This is a genomic window from Luteimonas saliphila, assembly GCF_016774335.1.
Classification (GTDB): Bacteria; Pseudomonadota; Gammaproteobacteria; order Xanthomonadales; family Xanthomonadaceae; genus Luteimonas; species Luteimonas saliphila.
This window is the reverse complement of sequence record NZ_JAETWA010000032.1, coordinates 16,543-37,360: the sequence shown is the minus strand read 5'-3', so window position 1 is coordinate 37,360 and position 20,818 is coordinate 16,543. Positions and strand designations below refer to the sequence as shown.

Here is a 20,818-nt window from a genome sequence, read left to right as displayed (position 1 = left end):
GTCGGCAACCTTGCCTGCGCAACCGCCTCGGCCGCGGGTCGCCGCGGCGTTCGCGGCTGAAGCCGCTCCTACGCATTGGCGTCTGCCTCCCCGGCACACCCGCTACCGTAGGAGCGCCTTCAGGCGCGACCGCTGGCTCGACACGCCTGAGGTCATCCCCCGAGCAGGCGCACCGCGGCGCGCTACCAGTGCACGCCGCGCATCATCGCCGCGAACGCGATCTGCTCCTGGCTCGGCGTCTCGTCCTTGAGCGCAGCGCGGTCGCCCCTGGCCGCGGCCGAATCCGGGAACAGTTCGAACGCGGTGCTCATGATCACCTCGTAGGCCTTGGGCGCGACCGCGTTGAGCAGCGCCGAGAAGATGCCCAGGCGCGTGGCGATCCGGGTCGGGCGTTCGACGATCCCCTTCACAACCAGGTCCGCGGCCTCCTCCGGGGTCAGCGTCGGCACGCTGTCGTACATCTTGGTCGGCGCGATCATCGGCGTCTTCACCAGCGGCATGTTGATCGTGGTGAAGCTGATGCCCTTGCCCGACAGCTCGCCCTGCGCGCATCGGCTGAACGCATCCAGCGCCGCCTTCGAGGCCACGTAGGCCGAGAACCGCGGCGAACTGGCCAGCACGCCGATCGAGCTGATGTTGATGATGTGGCCCTTGCGCCGTTTGGTCATCACCGGCATGAAGCCCATGATCAGGCGCAGGCTGCCGAAGTAGTTGAGCTGCATGGTGCGTTCGAAATCGTGGAAGCGGTCGTAGCTGAGCTCGATCGAGCGCCGGATCGAGCGCCCGGCGTTGTTCACCAGCACGTCGACGTGGCCGTGCTCTTCCAGTATCTTCGCCACCAAGCGGTCGCAGTCGGCCATGTCCGCCAGGTCCGCGGTGTAGGCGAACACCTTGCCGCCCGCGGCCTTCATCTCGTCGCGCGCCTTGAACAGTTCCTCCTCGCCGCGCGCGACGATCACCGTCACCGCACCGGCCTCGGCCACGCGCTTCGCGGTGGACAACCCGATCCCCGACGAGCCGCCGGTGATCACCACCACCTTGTTGCGCACCTTGCCCTTGAGCGTGCGGTCGATGAACAGGTCCGGGTCGAGGTGGCGCTCCCAGTAGTCCCACAGCCGCCAGGCGTACGATTCCAGCGGCGGGACCGAGATGCCGCTGCCCTTGAGCGCGCGCTCGGTCTCGCGGCTGTCGAAGCGTGTGGGATAGGTGACGAACTTCAGCACCTGCTTCGGAATCCGGAAGTCGCGAAGCAGCATGCCGACGAAACGCTTCACCGGCGGCAAGTTGCCGACCGCGCCGCGGATCGCCGACGGCACGAAGGCGAACATGCGCGCGTCGATGCGCATGGTCATCTCCGGCGCGTGGCCGGCGCGGCAGAAGGCATTGAGCACCTCGCCCACGCGCAGCGGCTCGGGATCGGTGAGGTGGAAGGTGTGGCCGTCGAGCCGCGGCTTGTGCGCGATGTGGTCCATCGCATCGGCCACGAAATCCACCGGCACGATGTTGATGCGTCCGCCCTCGATGCCCAGCACGGGCATCCACGGCGGCAGCATCTGCCGCAGTTTCTTGATCAGGGTGAAGAAGTAGTAGGGCCCGTCGATCTTGTCGATCTCGCCGGTCTGCGAATGGCCCACCACCATGGCCGGCCGGTACACGCGCCACTTCAGCCGCGCCTCGTTGCGCACCAGGCGCTCGGCCTCGTGCTTGGTGCGCAGGTAGGGATCGTCCAGCCCTTCGGCCTCGTCGAACATGTCCTCGCGGAAGATGCCCGGATACAGCCCCGCCACCGCGATCGAGCTCGCATGGTGGAAGCAACCGGCCTCGAGCGCGGCGGCGAGGTCGAGCGCGTGCTGCGTGCCCTCGATGTTCGCCGCCCGCTGCGCCTCCGCGCCCGCGGTCAGGTCGTAGATCGCGGCGAGGTGGAAGAAGTGCTTCACCTTGCCCTTGAGCGCGCGCACTTGCGCGGCGGAGAGGCCGCAGTTGGCCGCGGTCATGTCGCCCGCCACCGGCAGCACCCGCTTGCGGTCCCAGCCCATCTGTTTCGCGATCGCCTCGAACTTCTTCTGCGACCCCTCGCGCACCAGCACGTGGATCGTGCCCTTGCGCCGGAGCAGCTTGCCCACGAGGTAGCGGCCGATGAAGCCGGTGGCGCCGGTGACGAAATAGCCCATGTCGTTCGCTCCGTGTCGATCGTCGGCGCGTTCGGCGCCCTCCCGCGCGCTACGGTGCCAGAGCGCGTGCGGCGCGACAATCCACGGCGTATTGACCGCTCCGGAGGCGCGTGGTGTCATGGCACCGGACTATCAGGGAGGGGGCGAGATGGCCAAGGCCACGCTGACGTTCGAACAGGCCGCGCAGGACGTGCAGACCCTGGCCGAACGCCCCGACAACGAGACCCTTCTGCGCCTCTACGCCCTCTACAAGCAGGGTTCGGAAGGCGATGTCAGCGGCGAGAAACCCGGCTTCTTCGACTTCGTCGGCACCGCCAAGTACGAGGCCTGGAGCAGGCTCAAGGGCACCCCGCGCGATGTTGCACAGCAGCAGTACATCGAGCTGGTCGCCAAGCTCAAGGGCTGAGCGCGCGCCGACCACGATGGCCCGCGATACGCGCCAGCGCATCCTCGACTGCGCGCTCGCCATGTTCAACGCGCAGGGCGAGCCCACCGTCACCACCAACCACATCGCCGACGAGCTGGAGATCAGCCCCGGCAACCTGTACTACCACTTCCGCAACAAGGACGACATCATCGAGCACCTGTTCGCGCGCTACGAGGCGCGCATGGACGAGGTGCTCAACCCGCCCGACGGTCGCCTGCCCGGCCTGGAGGACATCTGGCTGCAACTGCACCTGGTGTTCGAGTGCATCTGGGACTACCGCTTCCTCTACCGCGACCTGCTCGAGATCCTCAGCCGCAACCGGCGCCTGCGCATCCGCTTCGCACGCATCCTCAAGCGCGCCGACGACCGCGCCCACGCGGTGATGCGCGGGCTCTCGCAGGCCGACGTGATCCGCGCCGCGCCGGCCGAGATCGATGCCGCCGCCACCAACCTGCTGGTGCTGGCCACCTTCTGGCTCAACTACGCCGCGATCCGCGGCGACCGCGACGAGCAGAAGGCGATCCGCGACGGCATCGTGCAGGTGATGATGCTGATCGCCCCGTTCCTGCGCGACGCCGAGCGCGTGCACCTCAACCAGCTGATCCGCGCCTATACCGACTGATCCCCCGGAGCCGACATGGCCAAGACCGCCTGGACCCCGTTTCCCCTCGATGCCAAGCCCTACGCCCACACCGGTGATGCATTGAAGAAGGCCTGGCCGCGGCTGCATGCCGGCGACCTCGAGCCCTTCCCCGACGGCAAGCGCGCCGCCGCCCTGCTCGCGGCGGCCGGCAAGGCCGCGCCGAAAGGGCTCGATGCCGATGCGCTCGCCGCGCAACTGCAGGACGCCTGGCGCGCCTTCCACCGCGGCGACTTCAAGGCCGCCTTCGACGCCGGCGAGGCGCTGGGCCCGGTCGGCGCCTCGGTGGCGGTCAAGGCCATCGGCATCTACGCCACCTACCTCGTCGACGACGAGGCCGGGAAGCTCAAGCGCTTCGAGCAGGCCGCGAAACTCGCCGAAGCCGCGGCCAAGGCCCTGCCCGACGAGGCCAACAGCCACTACCGCCTCGCCTTCGCCCTGGGCCGCTACAGCCAGGGCCTGAGCATCGCCAAGGCGCTCAAGCAGGGCATCGCCGGCAAGGTCCGCGAGGCGCTCGACACCGCGCTGGAACTCGCCCCGAAGCATGCCGAAGCGCACACCGCCCTGGCCCTGTACCACGCCGAGATCATCGGCAAGATCGGCGCCATGATCGGCGGCCTCACCTACGGCGCCAAGGCCGCCGAGGCCGAGGCCCACATCAGGACCGCGCTCAAGCTCACCCCGGCCTCGCCCATCGCCCACATCGAATACGGCAACGTGCTGATGCTGCTGCACGGCGACCGCAAGGAGGATGAGGCGGCCGCGGCGTACGAGAAGGCCGCCGCGCTCAAGCCGGCCGATGCCATGGAAGCGCTGGATGCGACCTGGGCGCGGGAGCAGTTGGAGTAGCGGGCGCAGCGAACCGCGCCGAAGCCGGGCTGTACTTCAGCCGGGCGTGGTGCGTGGCCGGAAGAACGAGCCTCGTGCCATCTTCCCCTCCCGGCTCCCGTCTGACTGCCGTCCGTCCGCCCTGGACCCGACCCCGCGAACATGCGCAATGTGGCCTTGGGCACCCGGGCAGCGATCCAGGCGCGGCACGGTACTGGCCGAAACGCGGCTTGGCAGGCCGCCTGACACCGGCCGGGCTTGCCGCCCCTGCACCCCGCAACGTAGAATTCGCGTCCCGTCTCCGCCCCCGCGCACCCGCGCCGCGGAAACGCCGCGCGCCCGGCCAACCCGGTTCCGCGTATCCGGGCGGTTAGCTCAGCGGTAGAGCATTGCCTTCACACGGCAAGGGTCGCAGGTTCGAACCCTGCACCGCCCACCACAACGCAGCGATTGCGTGCCAGAGGCGGGCCGGAAAACTGCGGCCAACGCCCACCTCCGCGGATCGATGGTCCGCCGTGACTGCCACACCCGTATGGTCCGTTCCCTCGCCATGAGGCGTCGGCCCAAGTGGAACTACCGGCTTCGTGCGATTGATGGCGCGCGGCTCGTCGAGTGCTGGACGGAGGAACCGCTAGCTTCACTTCCCTCCATGCAGGCCAGCTTCTCGCATTCGCGTATCCAAGATCCAGGTTACGGCTGTCGCCCTTCCAGGTCATAGTTGATTGCGGGATGCCGCGTCGCGAAGGTTCATCTTCGCCTCCGGTACAATTGCCGCACGGCCACGCACTCTCGGCCGTCCCGTTCCTTGGGGAGTAGCCTGCTTCCGGTTCCGGAAGCGCATCCGTCAACATGCTTGGCCTGAACCGGCCGTGGCGGATGCACCTGTCGGTTGGCGAGACCAGCGAGCCCGGCACGCCACTTCGGTGGGGCGCGCGCCCGGCTTGTTGCCTCTCAGCCCCGCCGCGGTACGGCGATGCATCCCCTCTCGATCCTCCTGCTGGGCCTGGCCATGTCGGCCGACGCGTTCGCGGCTGCCGTCGGCAAGGGCGCGGCGATGGCGCGGCCGCGCTGGCGCGATGCGCTGCGCACCGGCCTGATCTTCGGGATCGTGGAAGCGATCACGCCGATCGTCGGCTGGGCGCTGGGCTCGGCCGCTTCGAGCATGATCGAGGCCTGGGACCACTGGATCGCGTTCGGGCTGCTGTCGGCACTCGGGCTGCACATGATCTGGAAGGCCTTCCACGCCGGGTCGGATGGTGAGCGCGCCGGTTCCGGAAGCGGCGTCTGGACGATTGCGCTTGCGGGGCTTGCGACCAGCATCGATGCACTGGCGGTCGGCATGGGCCTGGCGTTCGTCGACGTCAATATCCTGGTCGTGGCTGCCGCCATCGGGCTCTGCACATTCGGCATGGTGACGGCGGGGGTGATGGCCGGGCGCGTGCTGGGCAGGCTGATCGGCAAGCGTGCGGAGATCGCGGGCGGCGTGATCCTGATCCTGGTGGGTGCGCTGATCGTGTATGAGCACGTGTTCGCGGCACAGTGATTCCGCGGAAGTTGCGGTGAAGCGCCGGCGATGCGACGTGGAGGGAACCCGCCGCGCGGATCGTCGGTTCACGGCTCGCGCGGTGTCCGCACCTGCGTCGCTTCGCCGGGCCCTCATCCGGCGCTTCGCGCCACCTTCTCCCGGAGGGAGAAGGGTGCGGGGAGCGAGGTGCTTATGGCACCGGGTGCTCTCGCTCCGGACTTGGCGCGCGCGATCCGGCAGGCGATCGGGCTGTCGATCCGCCCGTTGCGGAATTCGCGCCGTGCGTCACGGATTGGATCTTCAGCAAGCCGATTCCTGCCATGCAGGCCGAGCACGATGTCCGCTGCCATCGACCCTTGCCGTTGTCTGCTGTGAACACGGATCGTGTTCGCCTGCACCCGCGAGGGTCGGGTGGCACGATCCGGGGCCGGCATCCGGTCATGCGTGATCCGCGCTGGTTGCGGATCACGCAGTCGCAGGATGCGGCGCCCCAGCCAAGACGACTCAGGGGGATTGACCGCGCAGCAAGCGCAGGCCTGCTTGCGTGATCCGTGGACGGCTGCTCGCCGCCACGGCACGCAACGGGACGTGCGGAGGACGAATGAAGCCGGAGCCGTTCCCCCCCTTCGAGCCCCCCGGCTTCCACCGCGACCGCGCGGCCGACGCCGACCGCCCGCCGCAGGGACTGCTCGGCGCCTCGCCGGCGTTCGAACGCATGGTCGCCGACATCCGCATGCTCGCGCGCACCGACGCGCCGGCGCTGCTGGACGGCGAAACCGGCTCCGGCAAGGAACTCGCCGCCCGTGCCATCCACTACCTGGGCGAACGCCGCAGCCGGCCGTTCGTGCCGGTGAACTGCGGGGCTATTCCCGAAGCGCTGTTCGAATCCGAACTGTTCGGCCACGTGCGCGGCGCCTTCACCGATGCGCGTGCGCCGCGCAACGGACTGGTGTGCCATGCCGAGGGCGGCACCCTGTTCCTGGACGAGATCGACACCCTGCCGCCCAAGGGCCAGGTGGTACTGCTGCGCTTCCTGCAGGATCGCCGCTACCGCGTGCTCGGGCAGTCGCAGGAAACCGTGTCCGACGCCCGCATCCTCGCCGCCAGCAATCGCTGTCTCGAAGACGAGGCCGCAGCCGGCCGCTTCCGCAGCGACCTGCTCTACCGGCTCAACATCCTGCGACTGCGCGTGCCGCCGCTGCGCGAACGCGGCGACGACGTGCCGCTGCTGTGCCGCCATTTCGCGCGGATCTACGCCAGCCGCTACGGCCTGCCCTGCCCCGAATTCGCGCCGCAGGCATTGGCGCGGCTGCAGGCACAACCCTGGCCGGGCAACGTGCGCGAACTGGAGAACGCGGTGCATCGCATGGTGCTGCACGGCGTCGCGGAGCAGCCGGAGGCGTATGCCGCCGATCCCGCGCGGGCCACGACGGCAGGCGACAGGCCAGCGAGCTTCCGCGACGCCAAGGCCGAGGCGATCGCGGCCTTCGAGCGCCGCTACCTGTGCAACGTGATGGCGCATACCGGCGGCAACGTGAGCGCCGCGGCGCGGCTGGCGCAGACCGACCGCCGCGCACTCGGTCGCCTGCTGAAGAAGCATGGCGTCGACTGCGACCGCTACCGGAACGGCTGAGGCGGAATGCAGCGCATGGATCGCGCACACCACCCACGACACGATGCCCCGCGCCAGGGTGCGACGCTCCTGCCGCATGGGTGGGGTTGCGATGTCCCACCCTCCCCACGCACCCGCCACGCCGCGCGGCGCTGCGTGTTTGCGCTTCCATCCGCCCGGCGCACCTGCGATGCCATGCACCCATGCCGCATCCCGCCCGCACCGCAACCCGTTGATCCGAAACGGCATCGCACGCTGGCACGCTGCTTGCGCCCGAACACGCCGGGCACGTCATCGATGGATGGGGCCATGCCGGCCGGCGAACGCGGACGCACGCGAGACCTGCAGCGCGCATTGCGCGGCTATCTGGTGCGGCATCCGGGCGCCGCCGACGGCATCGCCGGCATCCGCCTGTGGTGGTTGCCCGCGCACCTGCAGGGCGTGAGCGACCGCGAGTTGCGCGGCGCGCTCGACCAACTGGTCAGGGACAACGAGATGCAACGCACCGCCCTGTTCGACGGCAGCGAGCTCTATGCCTCGCTCGCGACCGTCGCGCCTCCCGTCCATCGCGACACGCGGCCCCTGCCGACCCGCCACTGAATCCCGGCGATCCCCGCACCACCGAGTCCAGGAGCAGTTCCATGCCACAACCCCTCACCTACCCCGGCGTCTACATCGAGGAAGTCTCCAGCGGCGTCCGCACGATCACCGGGGTAGCGACCTCGATCGCGCTGTTCATCGGCTGGGCCGCGCGCGGCCCGGTGGACCGTGCCGTGCGCATCACCTCGTTCGCCGACTACGAACGCCGCTTCGGCGGCCTCGACCAGCGCACCCTGCTCGGCTACTCGGTGCGCCAGTTCTTCGACAACGGTGGCGGCGATGCCTACGTGTTGCGGCTGGCGGCCAGCGGCCTGGAGGACGAGGACGACGACGGTCTCAACGCAGACAGCGCCAGCGGCAGCGCCGAGGGCCTGACGGTCACCGCCAGCTCGCCCGGGGAATGGGCCAACGACGTACGCGTGCGCGTGACCCGCCGGGTCGGCGTGGACGCCGCCGATCCGGTCGGCCAACGCTTCAAGCTGGAGGTGATCGACCATCCCACCGAGGACGCGGTGGTGGAGGTATTCGAGAACCTGTCGATGGACCCGACCGATGCACGCTTCGCCGAGGACGTGGTGAACGGGCGGTCGCTGTTCATCACGGTCGAGGCCGATGGCGATCCGCCGGATGACGCGGTCGTCATCGAGCTCGACGGCGGCGCCGACGGCGTGGCCTGGACCGCCGACGACGCCGATTTCCGCACCACGCTGCTGGCCAGCTTCGGCATCGGCACGCCCACCGACCGCATCGACCTGTTCAACCTGGTGTGCGTGCCCGGGCTGATCGACGCATCGACCATCCAGACCCTTCAAGGTCGCTGCCGCGAACGCCGCGCGTTCCTGATCGTCGATGCCCCCGAAGGCGAGACGGTCGAGAACATGATGAACGACGGTCTCGATGGCCTCACCGGCGCGGATGCCAACTACTCCGCCCTGTACTACCCCTGGGTGCGTGCACCCGATCCGCTCAAGCAGGGCACGCCGCGCGCGTTCCCGCCCTGCGGCTTCGTCGCCGGCGTGTATGCGCGTACCGATGCCAGCCGCGGCGTGTGGAAGGCGCCTGCGGGGATCGACGCCGGCATAAACGGCGCCTCGGCGCTGGAAGTGGCGATGAGCGATGCCGAGAACGGCCAGCTCAACCCGCAGGGCATCAATTGCCTGCGCGCACTGCCGGTGTACGGCTCGGTGGTCTGGGGCGCACGCACCCTGCACGGCCACAACGACCGCGCCTCGGAATGGAAGTACGTGCCGGTGCGACGCATGGCGCTGTTCCTCGAGGAAAGCCTGTACCGCGGCACGCAGTGGGTGGTGTTCGAGCCCAACGACGAACCGCTGTGGGCGCAGATCCGCCTGAACATCGGCGCGTTCCTGCAGAACCTGTTCCGCCAGGGCGCGTTCCAGGGGCGCACGCCGCGCGAGGCCTACTTCGTCAAGTGCGACCGCGAAACCACGACCCAGACCGACATCAACATGGGCATCGTCAACATCCACGTCGGCTTCGCGCCGCTGAAGCCGGCCGAGTTCGTGGTCATCCGGGTGCAGCAGATCGCCGGCGACATCCCAGTCTGAGGAGCGGACCATGGCACAGTTTTCCGTCAACCCCACGCGCTTCGATCCCTACAAGAACTTCAAGTTCCGGCTGAAGTGGGACGGGCGCTACGTCGCCGGCATCAGCAAGTGCTCCGCGCTCAAGCGCAGCACCGAGGTGGTCGAACACCGTGAGGGCGGCGACCCGAGCACGTCGCGCAAGTCGCCCGGGCGCAGCAAGTACGAGGCGCTCACGCTCGAGCGCGGCGTGACCCACGACCCCGAGTTCGAGAAGTGGGCGAACAAGATCTGGAACTACGGCTCCGGGCTCGGCATGGAGGTGTCGCTCGCGGATTTCCGCAAGGACCTGATCCTCGAGGTCTACAACGAGGCCGGCCAGGTGGTGCTGGCGTACCGCATCTACCGTTGCTGGGTGTCGGAGTACCAGGCGCTGCCGGATCTGGACGCGAACGCGAATGCGGTCGCGATCCAGACCCTGAAGCTCGAGAACGAGGGCTGGGAACGCGACTACGAAGTCGCCGAGCCGTCCGAGCCGGTCTTCAGCGAGCCGGCCTGATGGCGCAGGACGCGCAATTGTTGGAGCTGTGGCAAGCCGCCGTCGGCGCTCGCGCCGCGGTGCGCGAACGGGCGCTGCTCGGACAGGCGCCGCATTCGCTGCCCGAGCGCAACCGGCTGGCACTGCAGCGCTACATGGAGCTGTTCGGTGTCGACGCCGAGCTGATCGGCCGCTGCGCGCAGTGCGGCACGGCCGTGGAGTTCACCATCGATGCGCGCCACTGCGTCGCGGCGTTGCCCGCCCCCGGGACGCACGCGGCAGACGACGACTCGCAATGGCACGCGCTCGACGGGCGCGACGACGTCCCGCGCTTCCGCCTGCCGACACCGGAAGACCTGTACGCCCTGGAAGGCATCGATGAGCCCGAGGCCTTCGCCGACGCCCTGCTTGCGCGCTGCGTGGAGGGCGATCTGCCTGCCACGGCCGAAGCACGCGAGGCGATCGGCGCGCGGATGCAGGCGCTGATGCCCGGCGCGACGCTGGATTTCTCGCTGCGATGCCCGGACTGCCCGCACGCTTGGGACGCGCCACTCGATCCGGTGGACCTGCTGTGGCGCGTGTTGCGCGCCCGGGCCGAGCGGCTGTTGTCGGACGTGGCGCTGATCGCGCAACGCTTCGGCTGGTGCGAGCGCGACATCCTCGCGCTCGGTCCGGTGCGTCGCGCCGCGTACCTGCAACTGGCAGGAGGTTGACGCGGCATGTCCGGATTCCTGCGCCGGCTCTCGCCACGGCATGCGGATGCCTTGCGCCCAGCGGCACCGCTGCGCGCGCTCGCGTCCGACCGGGCAGAGCCCCCGCTATCGGCGCCGGAGGACCCGGCGGATGTCATGGACAGGGATACCGTCGCCCCGGCCGCCGCGCACGCCGTGGGCATCGAAACGCCATCGCGTACCACCGCGACGAACGCCTCCGCGCGGAGCCCGGTCACCGGTCCGGCTCACGTCATGTCCGTCGCATCGGGACCGTCCGTGAACGCGCCGACACCCGGCCAATGGGCCGAACCCGTGCGCGCCGCGCCGACGAGGTCCCGTGCGCCCGAGTTCGATGCCGTCACGAACGGGTCCGCCTACGAAAGAACCGCCATCGAAGCGCACACCGGGAGCGCGCTACCTCAGCCGCCGGCGCCGACGGCGTTTCCACAAACGTCCGATCCCACCCCACGCGCGCCGCTGTCGTCCCCCATCGATGTCCGTCCGCAGGCGCATGCGCCGCCTCCGTTGTCGGCGAGCACCGTCGCTCGGCTCGAAACCGCGGCTGCCGCCTCGACACCACCCACGATCCACCTCCACATCGACCGCATCGAGGTGCGCGCTGCCGCCCGTCCCGCCACGCCGCCCAAGACGCGGCCGCGTGCCTTGCCCGAACCGCAGAGCCTCCACGACTACCTGCAAGGAAAGCAGCGCGGATGAGTTCGCCGCTCGCCATCGGTGCGGTCAGCGCGGTGCTGCGCAACCTGCTCGACGACGCCATGATCAGCAGCGTCGCGCCCGCGCTCGGCACCACCATCACCGTCACCGCGGTCGCGCCCGACACCATCGACCTCGACGACGAGCAGATGGCGCCACGGCTCAACCTGTTCCTGCACCAGGTCACGCCCAACGCCGCCTGGCGCAACACCGCCCTCCCCTCGCGCAACGGCGCGGGCGAGCGCATGAGCAACGGGCCTCTGGCGCTGGACCTGCACTACCTGGTCACCGCCTATGGTCGCGCCGATTTCCAGGCCGAGATCCTGCTCGGCTACGCGATGCATGTGCTGCACGAGCGTCCGTGGCTGGACCGCGGCTCGATCCGCGACGCGCTTTCGCCTGGTCCGCTCGATCTCGGCATGTTCCCGCCGCAGATCCAGGCGCTGTCGCAGTCCGACCTCGCGGACCAGTTGGAGGCGATCAAGATCACGCCTGCCGCGCTGGGCATCGACGAGATGAGCAAGCTGTGGTCGGCGATCCAGACGCACTACCGGCCGTCCGCGGCCTACCAGGTGTCGGTGGTACTGATCGAAGGCACGCGCCCGGGCGTGTCGCCGCTGCCGGTGCTCTCGCGTGGTCGCGTGGATCCCGCGACCCAGCGCGATGCCGGCGTGCTGGTGAACCCGGACCTGCTGCCCTCGGTGCCGACCCTCATGCAGGCCGTGCCGCCGAACATGCAGAAGACGGCGCGGCTGGGCGATACGATCGAGGTGTCGGGCATCCGCCTGGCCGGCGCGAATCCTCGCGTGCGCCTGCTGCACCGCCTCCGCGAGGCGCCGCTCGAACTGCCCGCTGCGCTCGACGCCGACGGCCGCGGCCTGAACTTCGACCTGCCCGCCGATGCCGCCGCGCAGGCCGACCTGCCGGCAGGCACCTGGCAGGTGACCCTGTCGCTCACTCCCGCCGGTGAAAGCGAACCGCGCGAGACCAACGCGATTCCCCTGCTGCTCAGTGCCCGGCCGATGATCGAGGCCAGCGGCCCACCGCTGGGCCTGCCGGCGATCTCGATCGTGCGCAGCGCGGATCCATCGCGCGTGCGCGTCACGCTCGCCTCGCAACCGCGGGTGCGGCCGCAACAGCAGGCCGTGCTGATGCTCGGCACGCGCCAGTGCAATGCCAATCCACGCGCCGCGGCAGGCGATCCGCTGGTGTTCGACTTCCCCGCCACGCTGGCGGCGGACGACCACTACCTGCGCCTGCGCGTGGATGGCGTCGACAGCGAACTGGTGCTGCAGGCGCCCGACCAGGCGCCGGCGTTCGATCCCGACATGCTGGTCACGGTGCCACCATGACTGTCGCCCTCGCTGCCGGCTCCACCGTCGCCTGGAGCGAGCGCAACCAGCGCTGGCTGGTGTCGCGTTTCGCCGCGCTGCGCGAACGCATCTCCGGTGTTGGCGGAACACCGTTCCGCGACACGCTCGAGGATGAAGATCCCGACTTCGCCCCGGCGCTGCAACGCTGCGCGGAGCTGTTCGGCCTGAGCCGGTTCGAGCGCGACCTGCTGCTGCTGTGCGCCGGGGTGGCGCTCGATGCCGGCCTGTCCGAGGCGGCGGCGCGCGCGGGCGGGCATGCGCTGGGGCGGCCGACGTTCCCGTTGGCGATGTCCCTGCTCGAGGCGCCGCACTGGGACGCACTGTCGCCGCAGGCACCGCTGCGCCACTGGCAGTTGCTGCACGTCGAGGGCGCGCTGCCGACCGAGGCCGGCCTGCGCATCGACGAACGCATGCTGCACTACCTCTCCGGCGTGGCCGCGATCGACGAGCGCCTCGATGGCTTGGTCGAACTGGTGGCGCCACCCGTCGCCGAAGCCGAACCCGCACCCTGGATCGCGCAGGTAATCTCGACCTTCGCCACGGGCGACGACTGCGTGCAACTGCAACGCACTGGCGAGGCGCCGGGGCGCGACGACGTGCTGCAGTTGCTCGCGGCCACCGTCCGCCACGGTCTGTGGGTGCGCGACCTGCCCGAGGACCCCGCCGCGCTGGCGCTGACGCTGCGGCTGGTGGATCGCGAGGCCGCGCTGTCCGCCGCGCTAGTGGTCCTCGACCTGCGCGGGCCGGCGCCAAGGCTCGACCGCATCGGGCCGCAGTTGCGCAGCCCGGTACTCGTGCTCGCCTCCGCCGATGCCGACATCGGCGCCACCCCCGATCTGCGCGTGCGCGCGGTGTGGCTTCCTGCCGCCACGCCGGCATCGCGCGCACTTGAACTCGCCATGCGCTCGCGCCGGTTCGGCGCGTCGCTGCCGATGGAAGCGCTGGAGACCGCGGTGGCCGACGCCTGCGAACAGTTCGCACCGGGTTCCCCCCGTGCCATGGACGATGCCGCACGCGCGATCGCCGAAGCGGGCGACACCGTCGACGCCCGCCGACGCGCCTGGACCGCGCTGCGCGAGCACAGCCGCGAAGGTCTGGACCGGCTCGCGCAGCGGATCGAGTCGACCACGACGCTCGACGACCTCGTGCTGCCGCCGGCGCAGGCCGGCCTGCTCGCCGACATCGGCCGCCAGTTGCAGCAGCGCCGGCGGGTCTATCGCGACTGGGGCTTCGCGGGCAAGGGCACGCGCGGCCTCGGCATCGCCGCGCTGTTCACCGGCGAGAGCGGCACCGGCAAGACCATGGCCGCAGAGGCGATCGCCAATGCCGCCGGGCTCGACCTCTACCGCATCGACCTCGCCGGCACAGTCAGCAAGTACATCGGCGAGACCGAGAAGAACCTGCGGCGCATCTTCGATGCCGCCGAAGCCAGCGGCGCCGTGTTGTTGTTCGACGAGGCCGATGCGCTGTTCGGCAAGCGCAGCGAGGTCAAGGACAGCCACGACCGCTACGCCAACATCGAGACCGCCTACCTGCTGCAGCGGATCGAGGCCTATCGCGGCCTGGCCATCCTCACCACCAACATGAAGAGCGCGATCGACAAGGCGTTCCTGCGCCGGATCCGCTTCGTGGTGCAGTTCCCGTTCCCCGACGAAGCCGCACGCACCGCGCTGTGGCGCCGCCAGTTCCCGGCGCAGGCGCCGTTGCACGACGACATCCGCTGGCCCTCGCTGGCGCGCATGCCGCTGGCGGGCGGCAACATCCGCGCGGTGGCGCTCAACGCCGCCTTCCTGGCCGCGCACGAAAACGTGCCGATCGCGCAACGCCACCTCGCCGCCGCCGCGCATGCCGAGCTGGCCAAGCTCGAGCGCAGCCTGGGTCCGCAGGGCGGAGCGAACGCATGAGCGACACGCCCGCCACCGCGCTGCACCTGCATATCGGCCGGCTGGTGGTCGATGCAGACGCACTCGGCGCCGACGGCCTGCCGCGCGACGTCGACGCGATGCTGCACGGGGCCCTGTCGGAACGGCTCGGGATACCGGCCGGCACGCCGGCGCCAGCCCGCGCGGCATGGATCGCGCCGGTGGCCGATGCGCTGGCAACGCAAGTCGCATCCGCCATGCCGGGGCGCACGCGATGAGCCACGTGCACGCCCCCGTCGCCACCACGCCCGCCAGTGAGGCGCGCCGGGTGCAACGCGCCTGCCAGTGCGGCAGTTGCGAGAAGTGCCGCAAGAAGAAGGTCCAGCGCAAGGCGCACGCCGACACCGCGCCGGCCCAGGCACTTTCGCCCGCCGCCTTCGAATCGGGCGGAAGCCCGCTCCCACATGTGCTGCGTGCAAGCCTCGAGCCGAGGTTCGGCACCGACTTCTCGGCCGTGCGCATCCACGACGACGCGACCAGCCACCGCGCCGCGCGCGCGCTGCACGCCAATGCCTTCACCTGGGGCCAGCACATCCACTTCGGTGCCGGCCGTTATCGCCCCGACCACGAGCACGGCCTGCACCTGCTCGCGCACGAACTGACCCACACCGTGCAGCAGCGCGGCAGCGCACCGGTGGCGGCGACCGACGCGATCGAGGTCGACGCCCCGGACACACCGCTCGAACGCGAAGCCGATGCGGCGGCCGATGCGGTCGTCGCCGGGCACATGGCATCGCCGCGCCCCATCACGACCGCAACCGGGCTCGTGCAGCGCGACGCGATCCCCGGCAATGCCGAGAGCGACCTGCCCGATGGCAGCGGCGGCGGCGTGCGCATCCGTCGCACCATGCGCGAACAACCCTGCGACCGTGCCCGGCCCGTACCCCGGACGGAGTCCACCCCGCGCGACCGCATCTTCGAGTGGGACGACGAAGCGCATGCGTTACGGATGCGCTACACGATCTGCCGTGGCCGGGTACGACTGTCGACGCGAGGCGAGATCGACTATTCCCAGGTGGTCGATGCCGGCGAACGCCTGCTCGAGACGCTGCGCGACGACCCGTCCCGCGGCGCCGACCTGCCCGAGCTCGGGCGGACGGCGATCGACGAGGCGCGCCTCAGCGGGACCGGCGAGGTCACGCTGACGGTCGACGGCATCCTGCAGGCGACCGTGGGCACCGATGCGACCGGCGGCACCGCCGGCCAGGAGATCCGCGTACGGGGACAGCTGAAGATCACGCCAGATGGCGTCAGCTTCACCATCACCGGCTTCGTCGACGCCTCGCGCACGCCAACGCTCAGCGCCGAGCAATACGCGCTGAACCTGCGCGTGGGCACGCGCTGGTTCGCGATCAACCTCGGCTATACCCGGGACGACCGTACGCCCGACGGAGCCGCCACGGAGTCGCGCCAGCGGCTGCGCATCGGCGCAGAGATCCCGCTGCCCGACATCGGCCCGCTGCGCGACCTGCAACTGCGTCCGGGCGTGGACATCGACCTGGACACCGGCACGCCCGGCCTGGCGCCGGGGCTGGTGTTCGAGGGTCGTTTCGGCGGTCCCGACCGCACGCCGCGCGTGGACTGCTTCGAATGCCGCTGTCCGCCGCCGCTACCCGCATACACCTGCACGCCGTACGGCACGCGCGAGGTGGTCGACACGCCCGCCGATACCCAGCGATCGACGCTGTTGTACGACTACGACAAGGCGCTGCCCGCCGACGCCATTCGCTTCGGTGAACAGGCCGATCGGGTCGCCCGGCTGGCAGGACAGGGGTATGCAGTGCGTTCGCTCGCCGGCTACGCCTCGCCCGAGGGCACGGTCGCGTACAACCAGGCACTGGCCCAGCGGCGCGCGGACCATGCGCATGCCGAGATTTCGGGCCGCCTGCCTGCAGGCGCGACGCCCCTGCCGACCGCCATCGGCGTCGGCGAGCTGCTCGGCGAATCCTCGACGGTGCCGGGAAGCGAAGCCCGCAATGCGCAACTGACCAGCGAGCTCCGCGGGCGCCTGTCCGCCCTCGGCCCGGATGAAAGGCTGGAGCTGCTCGGCGTCGACGGCGAACGCCGCGACGATCCGGTGCAGCGCCAGCGGGCGCTCGACGATATCGACGCCTTCGTCCAGGGGCGCGACGCGCGCGGCAGGCGGATCGCCGGGCGCGCTCGCTGGGAACTCGTGTTCCCGTTCCTGCGCCGGGTCGAGGTGGAACTGCACCGCGATGCCGCCACCCATCTCGAACGCGTCGACCGGCCGGAGGAGCGCGGCGGTTGCGACCCCGCGCAACGCGCCCACATCGACCGCGAGCACCCGATCCCGCCCGCCGGCCGCCTGCCCACCCGATCGTGCGAAGAAAAATGAAATCCCGCGACCATCTCCAGGCACCCGCGAACACGGCACGGCGACAACAGTCGTCCGATGTCCGGCGCGCCCTGTCCACGTCTTCCAGCACGCTGCCCGCGCCACTCGATGCCGATCTCACCCGTCACTACGGGTGTGATTTCGGCAACGTCCGCATCCATGCCGACGCCGAGGCTGGCGTCACCGCGCTCGCGCTGGGCGCCGAAGCCTACACGGTCGGCCGCGACATCGTGTTCGCACCGGGTGCCTACCGGCCCGAAAGCCCCGACGGCCGTCGACTGATCGCGCACGAAGCAGCGCACGTCGTACAGCAGGGCGCCCGCCCGGCGCCGGGCGGCCCACTGTCGCTCGATCGACCGGACTCTTCCGCGGAGCACGACGCGGAACAGGCCTCGGCCCGGTTCGGTGGCCGGGACCCGGCGCCGGCGACACTCAGCCGCCAGGCATCGCCCCGGGTGCAACGTTCCCTGCTGGGCTCGATCCTCGGCGGCGTCGCCGGGCTCGGCGCCGGGCTCGCGCTCGGGTCGGTGCTGGGGCCGCTGGGCATGGTCGTCGGCGGCATCGTCGGCCTCGTCGCCGGCGCGGCGATCGGGGACGCGGCTTCGCGTCGGAGCCGCGACCTCACCGGCACCGAGAAGGCTGACCTCCACGAGATCTACCGCGATTCGGTGGACTACGACAAGGTCAGCATCACCCGTGGCAGCGCTTTCTCGATCGGTGCCGCGCGCACCATCGGCAACACCATCCACCTGCAGGACGGTTACTTCGTCGGCGACACGATGGATCTGACCGACGCGGGCCAACTGGTCCTGGCCCATGAGATGGGCCACGTCTGGCAGTACCAGAACGGCGGACTCGACTACATCCCCTCCAGCCTGATCCCGCAACTCAAGGCCTGGATCGGAGGAGGCGACCGCAATGCCGCCTACGACTGGCGCAGCGCAGTCGGCAAGGGTCTGGCGTGGGCGGACTGGAACGCCGAACAGCAGGCCGAGTGCCTTTCGGACTACAACGAGGCCCTGCGTCGGCTGAAGTCCAATGTCTATTCCGGCGACGCGAGCGGCGCGGCGCAGCGGCTTCAGGATCTGCAGACGTTGAGCATGGCGCAGCCCTACGTCGACCTGGTGCGCGCGGGCATCGGCGCACCCGGATCGCGCCGCCGCAGCACGGCGGCACCCGCGGGTGCGGGTGGCGGGCCATGAGCCTCTCCTTCTCCCCCAGACTCATCAAGGGCGGCCTCGTCATCCTCCCGCCCGGCGGCACCGGCGCGCCGACGCGGACCATCGCGCTGCAGTACAACCCGGACTCGCTGGCGCGCAGCTACCAGGTGCAGGGCGCGGGCGGGGATGGCGGTGGCGAGCGCGCGCAGCCGTTCCGGCTCAAGGGGCCGGCGGTGGAAACGCTGCGGCTCGAGGCGGAGATCGATGCCACCGACCGGCTCGAGTTTCCCGCGCAGCATGCCGACACCGTCGAACACGGCATCGCGCCGCAGCTCGCCGCGCTGGAATCGCTGGTGCACCCGTCCACCGGGGACTTGCAGGCGCTCGATTCGCTCGCCGCCAGCGGCGTGCTCGAGATCGTGCCGGCGGAGGCACCGCTGGTGCTGTTCGTCTGGGGCCGCAACCGCATCTCGCCGGTGCGGGTGACGGAACTGTCGATCACCGAGGAAGCCTTCGACGCCGCGCTCAATCCGCTGCGCGCGAAGGTGAGCCTGTCGCTGCGGGTGCTGTCCACCGACGATCTCGGCTTCCGCCACCGCGGCGGCGCGCTGTTCCTCAACCACCTGCGCGCGCGCGAGTCGCTGGCGGCGAAGTCGCCTGCGGCGACGCTGCAGGCACTCGGCATCGACGCCCTGCCCTGAGGACCGCCATGAACGATCCCATCCAGTTGCTGATCGACGCCGGCGCGATCCCCAGCGATCCGTTCGATCCGTTGAGCCGTTATCGCGGCGTGCCGCTGGCGTTGCACGTGCCGTCGCCCGGCGCCGAGCCGATCCCGCATGTCGCGCGACGCTTCATCCCGCAGCGGCACTCGATCGCGGTCGCGGTCGAGGCGGTGGTGGAAGCGGTGGACCGGCCCGACCTGCTCGCCGCGCGCACGCTCGGCAGCCCGCTGTCGTACTGGCGGATCGCCGACGCGAACGCGGTCACCGATCCGTTCGAACTCACCGACGTACCGGGTGCGCGCGTCGCGATTCCTTCCGGAGGCTACTGAACGTGGACCCGCGCGGCATCAAGCTGACCCTGCTGATGGGCCCGGTGCCGGTGGCGGCGCCGCGCGAGGTGGTCGAAGCGCTGGTGTCGGCCAAGGTCGAGGCCGGCTCGGGCGACGTGCAGGGCGGATTCGAACTCACCTTCGAACTGCCGGCGCGCTCGCCACTGCGCACGCTGTTCCTGGTCAGCGGTGGCGGTGGCGGCGTGCCGCTGATGCGCGTGGTGCTGGTGGTGACGATCAACGGCGGCGACGAGGTGATCGTCGACGGCATGGCCACCCACGTCGACACCGTGCCCGGCGAGGGTGGCGTGGCCAGGCTCGTCGTGCGCGGCAAGGACCTGTCGGCGCTGATGGACGTGATCGAGATTCCCGGCCTGCCGTTCCCGGCGATGCCGCCGTCGGCGCGGGTGCTGCTGATCCTGGCCAAGTACGCCGCGCTCGGCGTGATTCCGCTGGTGATCCCCAGCATCGTCGACGAGCCGCCGCTGCCCACCGACCGCATCCCCACCCAGCAGGGCTCGGATTACGCCTACGTCAAGCGCCTCGCAGCAGAGGCCGGCTACGTGTTCTACCTCGAACCGGGGCCCGCGCCGGGCACCAGCTTCGCCTACTGGGGGCCGGAGATCCGCGTCGGCGAACCGCAGCCCGCGCTGACCACCGGCATGGACGCGATGACCAACGTCGAGCAGATCAGCTTCAACTTCGACCGCGAGCGCAAGAAGATGCCGATCGTCTATTTCCAGGAAGGCAACAGCAAGGTCGGGATCCCGGTGCCAATCCCGGACATCACCCCGCTCAATCCGCCGCTGGGCGCGGTGCCGCCGCTGCCGCCGAGGATCGAGAAGCTCACCGACACCGCGCACATGAGCGTCGCCGGCGCGCTGGCCAAGGGCCTGGCGTTCGCGGGGCAAAACAGCGATTCGGTGTTCGGCAGCGGCCAGCTCGACGTCTCGCGCTACGGGCGCCTGCTGAAGTCTCGGCGGCTCGTGGGCGTACGCGGCGCCGGCCTGCCGTTCGACGGCCTGTACTACGTCAAGAGCGTCAGCCACCGGATCGAGCGCGGCTCGTACAAGCAGGGCTTCTCGCTGGCGCGCAACGGGCTGATCTCCACGGTTCCGGCGGTACCGGTATGAGCGGCGAACGCTACTACGGCAAGTTCCGCGGCTCGGTGCGCAACAACATCGATCCGCTGATGAAGGGTCGGCTGATGGTCGAAGTGCCCGACGTCGGCGGCAACCTGCTCAGCAGCTGGGCGATGCCGTGCCTGCCGGTGGCGGGCATGAACATGGGCATGTTCACCGTGCCGCCGATGGGCGCGGGGGTGTGGGTGGAATTCGAGCGCGGCGATCCGGATTTCCCGGTGTGGGTCGGCGGCTTCTATGCCGAGGCCGACGTGCCGGTGATGGCGCGCATGGTGCCCCCGGGGGTCTCCGGCATCACCCTGCAGACGCTGGCCAAGAACGGCCTGGTCATCAGCGACGTGCCCGGCCCCACCGGCGGCATCCTGATCCAGACCAGCACCGGCGCGATGATCTCGGTCAGCGATGTCGGCATCGTGATTTCCAACGGCAAGGGCGCCACGATCAACATGACCGGCCCCACCGTCGACATCAACCTCGGCGCGTTGACGGTGGTGTGAGA

The 20,818-nt window shown here is 70.2% G+C and carries 20 protein-coding genes, 1 tRNA gene and 1 riboswitch; of the genes, 20 read left to right on the top strand and 1 reads right to left on the bottom strand.

Annotated features, from left to right (window positions below; all coding sequences use genetic code 11):
* Positions 1 to 182: 182 nt before the first annotated feature.
* A complete protein-coding gene (locus tag JMO03_RS08660; protein WP_202842492.1) occupies positions 183 to 2,171 on the bottom strand; it encodes an SDR family oxidoreductase in 1,989 nt (662 codons plus the stop codon).
* Between the two features lie 118 nt (positions 2,172 to 2,289).
* Between JMO03_RS08660 and JMO03_RS08655 the strand changes: the two genes are divergently transcribed.
* The 20 genes from JMO03_RS08655 (at position 2,290) to JMO03_RS08560 (ending at position 20,816) form a co-directional block, all read left to right on the top strand.
* Positions 2,290 to 2,577, top strand: coding sequence for an acyl-CoA-binding protein (locus JMO03_RS08655; RefSeq protein WP_238346016.1), 288 nt, complete (start codon positions 2,290 to 2,292; stop codon positions 2,575 to 2,577).
* A 16-nt stretch (positions 2,578 to 2,593) separates the two neighbouring features.
* Positions 2,594 to 3,220 (top strand): TetR/AcrR family transcriptional regulator, encoded by a 627-nt coding sequence (locus JMO03_RS08650; RefSeq protein ID WP_202842490.1) that lies wholly within the window; start codon positions 2,594 to 2,596, stop codon positions 3,218 to 3,220.
* Positions 3,221 to 3,235: 15 nt separating this feature from the next.
* On the top strand, positions 3,236 to 4,087 hold the full coding sequence (locus JMO03_RS08645; protein WP_202842489.1) for a tetratricopeptide repeat protein: 852 nt from the start codon (positions 3,236 to 3,238) through the stop codon (positions 4,085 to 4,087).
* 343 nt (positions 4,088 to 4,430) lie between these two features.
* Positions 4,431 to 4,505 (top strand) — tRNA-Val (locus JMO03_RS08640).
* Between the two features lie 354 nt (positions 4,506 to 4,859).
* A riboswitch (yybP-ykoY riboswitch) is annotated at positions 4,860 to 5,000 on the top strand.
* A gap of 39 nt (positions 5,001 to 5,039) precedes the next feature.
* Positions 5,040 to 5,609 (top strand): manganese efflux pump MntP, encoded by a 570-nt coding sequence (locus tag JMO03_RS08635; RefSeq protein ID WP_202842498.1) that lies wholly within the window; start codon positions 5,040 to 5,042, stop codon positions 5,607 to 5,609.
* A gap of 583 nt (positions 5,610 to 6,192) precedes the next feature.
* Positions 6,193 to 7,224 (top strand): sigma 54-interacting transcriptional regulator, encoded by a 1,032-nt coding sequence (locus JMO03_RS08630; RefSeq protein ID WP_238346015.1) that lies wholly within the window; start codon positions 6,193 to 6,195, stop codon positions 7,222 to 7,224.
* Between the two features lie 288 nt (positions 7,225 to 7,512).
* Positions 7,513 to 7,803, top strand: coding sequence for a hypothetical protein (locus tag JMO03_RS08625; protein WP_202842488.1), 291 nt, complete (start codon positions 7,513 to 7,515; stop codon positions 7,801 to 7,803).
* A 41-nt stretch (positions 7,804 to 7,844) separates the two neighbouring features.
* On the top strand, positions 7,845 to 9,371 hold the full coding sequence (locus JMO03_RS08620; protein WP_202842487.1) for a phage tail sheath family protein: 1,527 nt from the start codon (positions 7,845 to 7,847) through the stop codon (positions 9,369 to 9,371).
* Between the two features lie 10 nt (positions 9,372 to 9,381).
* Complete coding sequence (locus JMO03_RS08615) at positions 9,382 to 9,906, top strand: phage tail protein (RefSeq protein WP_202842486.1); 525 nt, start codon at positions 9,382 to 9,384, stop codon at positions 9,904 to 9,906.
* Entirely contained in the window at positions 9,906 to 10,598 is a 693-nt protein-coding gene (locus JMO03_RS08610) for a hypothetical protein (protein WP_202842484.1), read from the top strand. The genes JMO03_RS08615 and JMO03_RS08610 overlap by 1 nt, the downstream gene beginning before the upstream one ends.
* 6 nt (positions 10,599 to 10,604) lie before the next feature.
* Positions 10,605 to 11,315 carry a hypothetical protein gene (locus JMO03_RS08605; RefSeq protein WP_202842482.1) on the top strand — a complete coding sequence of 237 codons (711 nt, stop codon included), beginning with the start codon at positions 10,605 to 10,607 and terminating at the stop codon, positions 11,313 to 11,315.
* A complete protein-coding gene (locus JMO03_RS08600) occupies positions 11,312 to 12,664 on the top strand; it encodes a Pvc16 family protein (RefSeq protein WP_202842480.1) in 1,353 nt (450 codons plus the stop codon). Before JMO03_RS08605 ends, JMO03_RS08600 begins: the two co-directional genes overlap by 4 nt.
* The gene (locus JMO03_RS08595) at positions 12,661 to 14,589 is read left to right on the top strand and encodes an AAA family ATPase (RefSeq protein WP_202842478.1); all 1,929 of its coding nucleotides are present in this window, start codon (positions 12,661 to 12,663) and stop codon (positions 14,587 to 14,589) included. Before JMO03_RS08600 ends, JMO03_RS08595 begins: the two co-directional genes overlap by 4 nt.
* A complete protein-coding gene (locus tag JMO03_RS08590) occupies positions 14,586 to 14,825 on the top strand; it encodes a hypothetical protein (RefSeq protein ID WP_202842476.1) in 240 nt (79 codons plus the stop codon). The genes JMO03_RS08595 and JMO03_RS08590 overlap by 4 nt, the downstream gene beginning before the upstream one ends.
* The gene (locus tag JMO03_RS08585) at positions 14,822 to 16,963 is read left to right on the top strand and encodes an eCIS core domain-containing protein (RefSeq protein ID WP_202842474.1); all 2,142 of its coding nucleotides are present in this window, start codon (positions 14,822 to 14,824) and stop codon (positions 16,961 to 16,963) included. Before JMO03_RS08590 ends, JMO03_RS08585 begins: the two co-directional genes overlap by 4 nt.
* Positions 16,960 to 18,165 carry an eCIS core domain-containing protein gene (locus tag JMO03_RS08580; RefSeq protein ID WP_202842472.1) on the top strand — a complete coding sequence of 402 codons (1,206 nt, stop codon included), beginning with the start codon at positions 16,960 to 16,962 and terminating at the stop codon, positions 18,163 to 18,165. Before JMO03_RS08585 ends, JMO03_RS08580 begins: the two co-directional genes overlap by 4 nt.
* Positions 18,162 to 18,824 carry a CIS tube protein gene (locus tag JMO03_RS08575; protein ID WP_202842470.1) on the top strand — a complete coding sequence of 221 codons (663 nt, stop codon included), beginning with the start codon at positions 18,162 to 18,164 and terminating at the stop codon, positions 18,822 to 18,824. Before JMO03_RS08580 ends, JMO03_RS08575 begins: the two co-directional genes overlap by 4 nt.
* 8 nt (positions 18,825 to 18,832) lie before the next feature.
* Positions 18,833 to 19,177, top strand: coding sequence for a Base plate wedge protein 53 (locus JMO03_RS08570; protein ID WP_202842469.1), 345 nt, complete (start codon positions 18,833 to 18,835; stop codon positions 19,175 to 19,177).
* A gap of 2 nt (positions 19,178 to 19,179) precedes the next feature.
* The gene (locus tag JMO03_RS08565; protein WP_337926384.1) at positions 19,180 to 20,310 is read left to right on the top strand and encodes a hypothetical protein; all 1,131 of its coding nucleotides are present in this window, start codon (positions 19,180 to 19,182) and stop codon (positions 20,308 to 20,310) included.
* Positions 20,307 to 20,816, top strand: a complete 510-nt coding sequence (locus JMO03_RS08560) for a phage baseplate assembly protein V (RefSeq protein WP_202842468.1) — start codon at positions 20,307 to 20,309, stop codon at positions 20,814 to 20,816. The genes JMO03_RS08565 and JMO03_RS08560 overlap by 4 nt, the downstream gene beginning before the upstream one ends.
* Positions 20,817 to 20,818 lie beyond the last annotated feature (2 nt).